At 64.0% G+C, this 7,574-nt stretch carries 6 protein-coding genes and 1 pseudogene; 2 read left to right on the top strand and 5 right to left on the bottom strand.

What is annotated here, in order from left to right:
• The 4 genes from guaA to folD all read right to left on the bottom strand — a co-directional run.
• Positions 1–1,288, bottom strand: a 1,288-nt coding sequence (gene guaA, locus ASF90_RS15830) for a glutamine-hydrolyzing GMP synthase (protein WP_055852256.1), incomplete at its 3' end; no start/stop codon positions are given.
• The gene (locus tag ASF90_RS15825) at positions 1,272–1,631 is read right to left on the bottom strand and encodes a hypothetical protein (RefSeq protein ID WP_055852253.1); all 360 of its coding nucleotides are present in this window, start codon (positions 1,629–1,631) and stop codon (positions 1,272–1,274) included. The genes guaA and ASF90_RS15825, both read right to left, overlap by 17 nt.
• 5 nt (positions 1,632–1,636) lie before the next feature.
• The gene (gene guaB, locus ASF90_RS15820) at positions 1,637–3,094 is read right to left on the bottom strand and encodes an IMP dehydrogenase (protein ID WP_055852250.1); all 1,458 of its coding nucleotides are present in this window, start codon (positions 3,092–3,094) and stop codon (positions 1,637–1,639) included.
• Between the two features lie 92 nt (positions 3,095–3,186).
• Positions 3,187–4,071 carry a bifunctional methylenetetrahydrofolate dehydrogenase/methenyltetrahydrofolate cyclohydrolase FolD gene (gene folD / locus ASF90_RS15815; protein ID WP_055852245.1) on the bottom strand — a complete coding sequence of 295 codons (885 nt, stop codon included), beginning with the start codon at positions 4,069–4,071 and terminating at the stop codon, positions 3,187–3,189.
• A 49-nt stretch (positions 4,072–4,120) separates the two neighbouring features.
• Between folD and ASF90_RS15810 the strand changes: the two genes are divergently transcribed.
• Both ASF90_RS15810 and ASF90_RS24450 read left to right on the top strand, forming a co-directional pair.
• Complete coding sequence (locus tag ASF90_RS15810) at positions 4,121–4,441, top strand: DUF1244 domain-containing protein (protein WP_055852241.1); 321 nt, start codon at positions 4,121–4,123, stop codon at positions 4,439–4,441.
• 452 nt (positions 4,442–4,893) lie between these two features.
• A pseudogene (locus tag ASF90_RS24450) lies at positions 4,894–5,181 on the top strand (gamma-glutamyltransferase); the annotation flags it as partial.
• 399 nt (positions 5,182–5,580) lie between these two features.
• Here ASF90_RS24450 and ASF90_RS15800 read toward each other — a convergent pair.
• Positions 5,581–7,437: a monovalent cation:proton antiporter-2 (CPA2) family protein gene (locus ASF90_RS15800; RefSeq protein WP_055852235.1), complete on the bottom strand. Its 1,857-nt coding sequence runs from the start codon at positions 7,435–7,437 to the stop codon at positions 5,581–5,583.
• Between the last annotated feature and the right edge of the window lie 137 nt (positions 7,438–7,574).

Raw genomic sequence — 7,574 nt, 5'->3', positions numbered from 1 at the left:
CGTCGATGAAGATCGCATCGGCCTTGGCCAACAGTTCGGCGTATTCGCGCTTCACTTCGCCCAGGATGCGCACGCCCAGGCCCGGGCCCGGGAACGGATGGCGATAGACCATGCTGCGCGGCAAGCCGAGTTCCACGCCGAGGCGACGCACTTCGTCCTTGAACAGTTCGCGCAGCGGTTCGACCAGGCCCAGCTTCATGTGTTCCGGCAGGCCGCCCACATTGTGGTGGCTCTTGATCACGTGCGCCTTGCCGGTCTTGCTGCCGGCCGACTCGATCACGTCCGGATAGATCGTGCCCTGCGCCAACCACTTAGCATTGGCCAGCTTGTTGGATTCTTCGTCGAAGATATCCACGAACAGGTTGCCGATAATCTTGCGCTTGGCCTCCGGGTCGCTCACGCCTTCGAGCTTGGCGAAATAGCGGTCCGCCGCGTTGACGCGGATCACCTTGACGCCCATGTGCTCGGCAAACATCGCCATCACCTGGTCGCCTTCCTGCCAACGCAGCAGGCCGGTATCGACGAACACGCAGGTCAGCTTGTCGCCGATCGCCTTGTGCAACAGCGCCGCGACCACCGACGAATCCACACCGCCGGACAAGCCGAGAATTACTTCGTCATCGCCCACCTGTTCGCGCACGCGCGCAATCTGGTCGTCGATGATGTTGGCTGCCGTCCACAGGGTCTGGCAGCCGCAGACATCGACCACAAAGCGGCGCAGCAAGGTCTGGCCCTGCAGCGTGTGCGTCACTTCCGGATGGAACTGCACGCCGTACCAGCGCTTGTCCTCGTTGGACATCGCCGCCACCGGAATGCGGTCGGTCACGGCAGTAATGGTGAAGCCCGGCGGCACCTGCGACACGTGATCGCCGTGGCTCATCCACACGTTCAAACGCGAGGCGCCGGCATGGTCGGTCAGGCCGGAAAACAACGCATCGGCCGCGACGACATCCACCTCGGCATGGCCGAATTCGCGCTGGTCGGCCGCTTCGGTGGCGCCGCCCAGCTGCGCAGCCAACGTCTGCATGCCGTAGCAGATACCGAACACCGGCAAGCCGCTGTCGAACACTTCCTGCGGCGCGACCGGCGCCCCCGGCAAGGTGGTCGATTCCGGGCCACCGGACAGAATGATGCCCTTGGCCCCAAACCCGGCAATCTCGGACGGATCATGATCCCAGGCCCATATCTCGCAGTACACGCCGATTTCGCGGATGCGCCGCGCGATCAACTGCGTGTACTGCGCGCCGAAATCGAGGATGAGGATCTTGTCGTTATGCAGGCTGGACATCGTTACTCGCAGGGCGAAGGCGGCGCGCTCGGCGCCACTCCAGGAAAAGAATAAGCAGCGGAGCGCAGAGCACTCCCGGCCACAACAAAAGCGTGCCCATCAGCAGGTAGAGCAAGCCGTAGAGCGCACTGGCCAGCAGTGTTGCCGACGCGACGCGCACCACCACGCGCTGCAGGTGTACGGTGGCGCCAAATGCCAACAGCACCGGGGCCGATGCCACCAACAGATACATCAACGCGAAGAACGTCCAGCGATACAACACTGAAGACACCGCCAGCAATCCCAGCGCCACCACGGTCATTGCCGAGATGACCGCAAGATAGGCGAGCGATGCCTTCCACATTCGAATTACCCCGCCCGATAGTTCGGCGGTTCCTTGGTGATCTGCACGTCATGGACGTGGCTTTCGCGCTGGCCGGCGCCGGTGATCTTGACGAACTTCGGCTTGGTGCGCATGTCTTCGATCGTGGCGCAGCCCACATAGCCCATGGTCGCGCGCAGGCCACCGATGAGCTGATGAATGATGCCGCCGACCGAGCCGCGATACGGCACACGGCCTTCGATGCCCTCCGGCACCAGCTTGTCGGCGTCGCTGGAATCCTGGAAATAGCGGTCCTTGGACCCCTTCTCCATCGCGCCCAGGCTGCCCATGCCGCGGTAGCTCTTGTAGCTGCGGCCCTGGAACAACTCGACTTCGCCAGGCGCTTCTTCGGTACCGGCCAGCAGACCGCCGACCATCACCGTGGACGCACCCGCCACCAGCGCCTTGCCGATATCGCCAGAGTAGCGGATGCCGCCATCAGCGATCAAAGGGATGCGGTCCTGCAAGGCTTCGGCGACCATGTCCACCGCGGTGATCTGCGGCACGCCCACACCTGCAACCACGCGTGTGGTGCAGATAGAACCCGGACCTACGCCAACCTTGACCGCATCGGCGCCGGCATCCATCAGCGCCAGCGCTGCATCGCCGGTGACGATGTTGCCGCCGATCACCTGCAGGTGCGGATAAGTCTTCTTGACCCAAGCCACACGATCGATCACGCCCTGCGAATGGCCGTGCGCGGTATCGACGATGACCACGTCAACGCCGGCAGCAGCGAGCAGTTCGATACGCTGTTCGGTATCGCCGCCCACACCGACTGCCGCACCGACCAACAGCCGCGTGGACGAATCCTTGGCGGCGTTGGGGTTGTCGGTCTTCTTCTGGATGTCCTTGACCGTGATCAGGCCGCGCAGCTCGAAGCTGTCGTTGACCACCAGGATTTTTTCGATACGGTTGCGATGCAGCAGCTCAAGCACTTCCTCATCGCTGGCGCCTTCGCGCACGGTGATCAGGCGATCCTTCTTGGTCATGATGTGGCGGACCGGATCGTCGAGCTTCTTTTCGAAACGCATGTCGCGGCTGGTGACGATGCCGACCAGTTCGCTGCCGTCCACCACCGGCACGCCGGAGATGTTGCGCGCACGCGTCAGCGCGATCACTTCGCCGATCGTGGTGTCCGGGCTCACCGTAAACGGCTCGGTGATCACGCCGGACTCGAACTTCTTGACCTTGGCCACTTCGGCCGCCTGCTGGGCAGGGGTCAGGTTCTTGTGGATGATGCCGATCCCGCCAAGCTGTGCCATGGCCACCGCCAGGCGGTGCTCGGTCACCGTGTCCATCGCGGCCGACAGGATCGGCAGCTTCAGACGCAGATCGCGGGTCAGCCGGGTTTCCAGGCTGACATCCTTGGGCAGGACGATCGAATGAGCGGGGACGAGCGAGACGTCGTCGTAGGTGAGAGCTTCAGCCTGGATGCGGAGCATCGGCGGACCCGAGTTTGGGGAAGCGCGGCATTTTACCCTGAAAGCCTTCACGAAGACACCACGCAGCCGCAATGCTGCGTTACACCGATCGCTCAACCAGCGGCGTCGGCGGCTTCCAGGGTGTTCTGCATCAGCGTGGCCACGGTCATTGGCCCTACCCCGCCCGGCACCGGCGTGATCCAGGCTGCGCGCTGTACGGCGGCATCGAAGCCGACATCGCCCACCAGGCGTCCGTCTTCCAGCCGGTTGATGCCCACATCGATCACCACTGCGCCTGGCTTGACCCATTCGCCGGGAATCAGCCCGGGGCGGCCCACCGCCACCACCAGGATGTCGGCATTGCGCACGCTGGCCTCCAGCACATCGGCCGGGGTGAACTTGTGGCAGCTGGTGACCGTGCAACCGGCGATCAACAGTTCCAACCCCATCGGCCGGCCGACGTGATTGCTCACACCCACAATCGTGGCGTTGCGCCCGCGCACCGGTTGATCGGTATGCCCGAGCAAGGTCACGATGCCGCGCGGCGTGCACGGGCGCAGGCCAAATTCGCGCAGTGCCAGATGCCCCACATTTTGCGGATGGAAGCCATCCACATCCTTGCGCGGATCGATGCGCTGGATCAGCCGGTTGGCATCGGGAATCCCCGGCAGCGGCAGCTGGATCAGGATGCCGTGGATCTTGGGATCGGTGTTGAGCTCATCGATCAACGCCGCCAACTCGGCCTCGCTGGTGCCGTGCGGCAGGTCGTAATCGAACGCTTCGATACCCACTTTTTCCGCCGCGCGTCGCTTGTTGCGCACATACACCGAAGATGCCGGGTCGCCGCCGACCAGCACCACCGCCAACCCGGGCCGCGCCTTGCCCGCAGCCACGCGCGCATCAACGCGCAACTTCAGCCCGTCGAGCAGGTCCTCGGCAATGCGGCGACCATCGAGAAGGCGGGCCGGAGCGGAGGCAGCTGGCGCGGAAGCGGTCATGGGGCGTCAGGTGTAGAGTCGAAGGCCGTCTATTGTCCCCGATTCCGTCATGACCGACACCACCCCGCACACCGATTCGACCACCACCGCCATCGAAGCGGCCGCATTCCGCCGCCTGCTGCAGCATCTCAATCAGGAGCGCACCGATGTGCAGAACATCGACCTGATGATCCTGGCCGGCTTCTGCCGCAACTGTCTGGGCGACTGGTACCGCGAAGCGGCCGAGGCGCAGGGTCAGCCGATGAGCAAGGACCAGGCACGCGAAGCGGTCTACGGCATGCCGTTCGCGCAGTGGAAGCAGCAACATCAGAAAGACGCGACTCCCGAACAACTCGAAGCATTCGCTGCGGCCCAGCGCAAACACGGCTGATCGTTGGTCAGGACGCGCGGCTGTTGCGATTGCTGTGCGTCCACTTTGCCTAGCTGGCATCTGCGTGGCCATCCAATGAGCATCGCTACTCCTCGATGCGGTTCGCGGCTGTGGCACGAATCCACGCTGGTGTTGCGTGCATCGCTTCCACCTAGGTACTTATTGCTAGCGATGTCTTGTTGATAGCCTCAAGACTCGAAAAGTTTGGGTGCGTGGGAGGGTTGAACGCAGTGGATAGATCTAATGCAGAGCGCATGATCTGCGCCCTGGCTGCAGGGCTCTTGCCCGCCTCCCCCCCGCGGGACACGCCGTGAATCCGTCCATGGGGGCTCCTATGCGGCATGCATGCCGCATAAGGTCCCGCGCCGCCAGGCGAACAAGGGCCAGTCGAGAGGGTCGGTGTGCATGGTTGCAAGCAAGGCACCAGTCCCGCCGTTTAGTTGCTGACCTTTTATCAGCGGCGCGGGCTGAAAGACATTCCGCCGACCGGGCCGCTGCCGGTGTCGGTACCGGGCGCAGTGGATGGCTGGTTCGCGCTGCATGAGCGCTTCGGGCGCAAGCCGATGGCGCAGAACCTGGCGCTGGCGATCCGCTACGCGCGCGAAGGCCACCGCGTCCGCCACGCAAACCGCGGCGTCGCAATACCGAGCGACTTCGCAACGAAAGTGAAGTGCAGTACAGCCAGCTGTTTACTTGGTCACCGACCAACGTCCTGGCTATGCGGCATCCATGCCGCATAAGGTCCCGCGCCGCCAGGCAGACAAGGGCCAATCGAGATGGTCGGTGTGCACCGTTGCAAGCAAGGCACGAGCTCCACCGTTTAGTTGCTGGCCCTTTATCGCCAAGTGGAAGTGCAGTAAGGCCAGCTGTTTACCTGGTCACCGACCAACGTCCTGGCGCGATGCCCTCGCCGCTTGCGGGACCCTGTGGCGGCATGGATGCCGCCACGGAGCGTCCATGGATGGATTCACAGCGTGTCCCGCAAGCGGTGAGGGCATCGCGCGCTCGACGACGCGACCTGAGCACCCAGCTGACGGCAACAGGAGCCAAAAGACTGCACTGCCGCAAGCCAGCTGCACGCACCCGCACATTGGGTTCCTGCGCAGCCCCCTCGCCCACCTGACGATCACGACGTGTTGTCAGCCGTTCTTGGTCTCTGCCGCAGCCTCTTCACCCGCTTGCGCCAACGCATCGCGGTTAAGCGACCGGCTCTCTCGGCGCGGCGGCGTAAATGGCGTGGGCTTGGGCACCGTCGGCGTGATGTTGCCGAACATCAACCCTGCCCCGGCACGCACATTCCCCGCAGCGATTTCCAGCTCCAGCCGCTCCGCATCGCGGCGGCGGATCTCGCGGGCGATCATGTCGGCCTCATCCTCGTCCACACCCAGCTCGACCAGCGCCATCTGGCCGAAGGTCACCGCCGACTCGAAGGTTTCGCGAATCTGGTAATCCACACCGGCGGCGATCAGCTGCAGCGAATGCTCACGATCGAACGAGCGCACCAGCAGGCGCGCATGCGGGAACTCGCGCGTCGCCAGCTCGACGATGCGGTTGGCTGCCTCGCGATTGTCGATGCACACCGCGATCGCCTGCGCAGTATGCGCACCGGAAGCATGCAACACGTCCAGCCGGGTCCCGTCGCCGTAATAGATCTTGAAACCGAACTCTTCCGCGCTCTGGATCATCTCGATGTCGTTATCGATGATGGTCACGTCCACGTCGCGCGCCAGCAGCGATTGGCTGGCCACTTGGCCGAAGCGTCCGAAGCCGATCACCAGCACGCTGCCGGTCTGACCGTTGGCGGCTTCCACACCGTCCAGCGATATCGCTGCCGGCGGGGTCAATCGTCGCTGCAACAGCACGAACAACGGCGTCAGCGCCATCGACAGGACCACAATGGCGGTGAGGGTGGCATTGATCTGCGCATCGATCACGCCCGATGCCGCGGCCGCCGCAAACAGCACGAAGGCGAACTCGCCGCCCTGCGCCATCAGCACACCGCGGTCCAGTGCCTGACGATGATCGCTGCGCATCAGCCGCGCCACCGCATAGATACACACCGCTTTGCCCACCATCAACGCCAACACGCCGACAAGGATGAGCCGCCAGTCGGCCGCAACCACGCGCAAGTCCAGGCTCATGCCTACGCCCAGGAAGAACAAGCCCAGCAAGATGCCGCGGAACGGCTCGATATCGGCTTCGATCTGATGCCGGAAGGTGGATTCGGACAGCAGCACCCCGGCCAGGAACGCCCCCATCGCCATCGATAGCCCGCCCACCTGCATCAGCAGTGCGGCGCCCAACACCACCAACAGCGCTGCCGCCGTCATCACTTCACGCGCCTTGGACGCAGCAAGAATCCGGAAAAGAGGATTGAGCAACCAGCGCCCGGCCACCAGCAGGCCGACGATGCAGGCCAGGCCGATCCCGACGTCATGCCAGCGCTGCGACGCGGCCTGCGGATCGCCACTGGAACCCATCCAGGCCACGATCGCCAGCAACGGGACGATCAGCAGATCCTCGAACAACAGGATCGCGACGATCTTCTGCCCCGAGGGCAAGGCCACATCGCCACGCTCGGCCAGCAACTGCATCACCACCGCGGTCGAGGTCAGCACGAAACCGGACGCAGCCACGAAGGCCACCGGTGGCGCAAAGCCCAGCAACATGCCGATCCCGGTCAGCACCAGTGCGCACACGCAGATCTGCACGGTGCCCAGGCCAAAGATTTCCTTGCGCAGGCTCCACAGATGCGAAGGCCGCATCTCCAGGCCGATCACGAACAGGAACATCACCACGCCCAATTCGGCGACATGCAGGATCGCTTGCGGGTCGTCGAACAGGCCCAGTCCGAATGGCCCGATCGCCAGCCCTGCTGCCAGGTAGCCGAGCACCGAGCCCAGGCCCAGCCGTCGAAACAATGGGATCGCAACCACCGCAGCGCCCAGCAGAGCCACCACGTTGATCAGTTCACTGGAATGCGCAGGCTGGCTCATACCCGGATTCTAACGACACGCGCACGGGGACGCCTTGCATCTGCTTGCTTGTTGCGCCGAGCAGCTTAGGCGCCATCGTTTCCACCGAGCACTCGCACTTTGATCGGGACGCCTAAACGACAAACGACGCCGGATGG

Origin of the sequence: Xanthomonas sp. Leaf148, from assembly GCF_001423585.1 — a bacterium.
GTDB lineage: Bacteria > Pseudomonadota > Gammaproteobacteria > Xanthomonadales > Xanthomonadaceae > Xanthomonas.
Note: the sequence above shows the minus strand (reverse complement) of the source record. Positions and strands in the feature narration are given on the sequence as shown.

Coding starts and splice junctions, on each gene's coding strand:
- ASF90_RS15825 (WP_055852253.1), bottom strand. CDS start 1,631: ATGTGGAAGGCATCGCTCGCCTATCTTGCGGTCATCTCGGCAATGACC.
- guaB (WP_055852250.1), bottom strand. CDS start 3,094: ATGCTCCGCATCCAGGCTGAAGCTCTCACCTACGACGACGTCTCGCTC.
- folD (WP_055852245.1), bottom strand. CDS start 4,071: ATGACCGCTTCCGCGCCAGCTGCCTCCGCTCCGGCCCGCCTTCTCGAT.
- ASF90_RS15810 (WP_055852241.1), top strand. CDS start 4,121: ATGACCGACACCACCCCGCACACCGATTCGACCACCACCGCCATCGAA.
- ASF90_RS15800 (WP_055852235.1), bottom strand. CDS start 7,437: ATGAGCCAGCCTGCGCATTCCAGTGAACTGATCAACGTGGTGGCTCTG.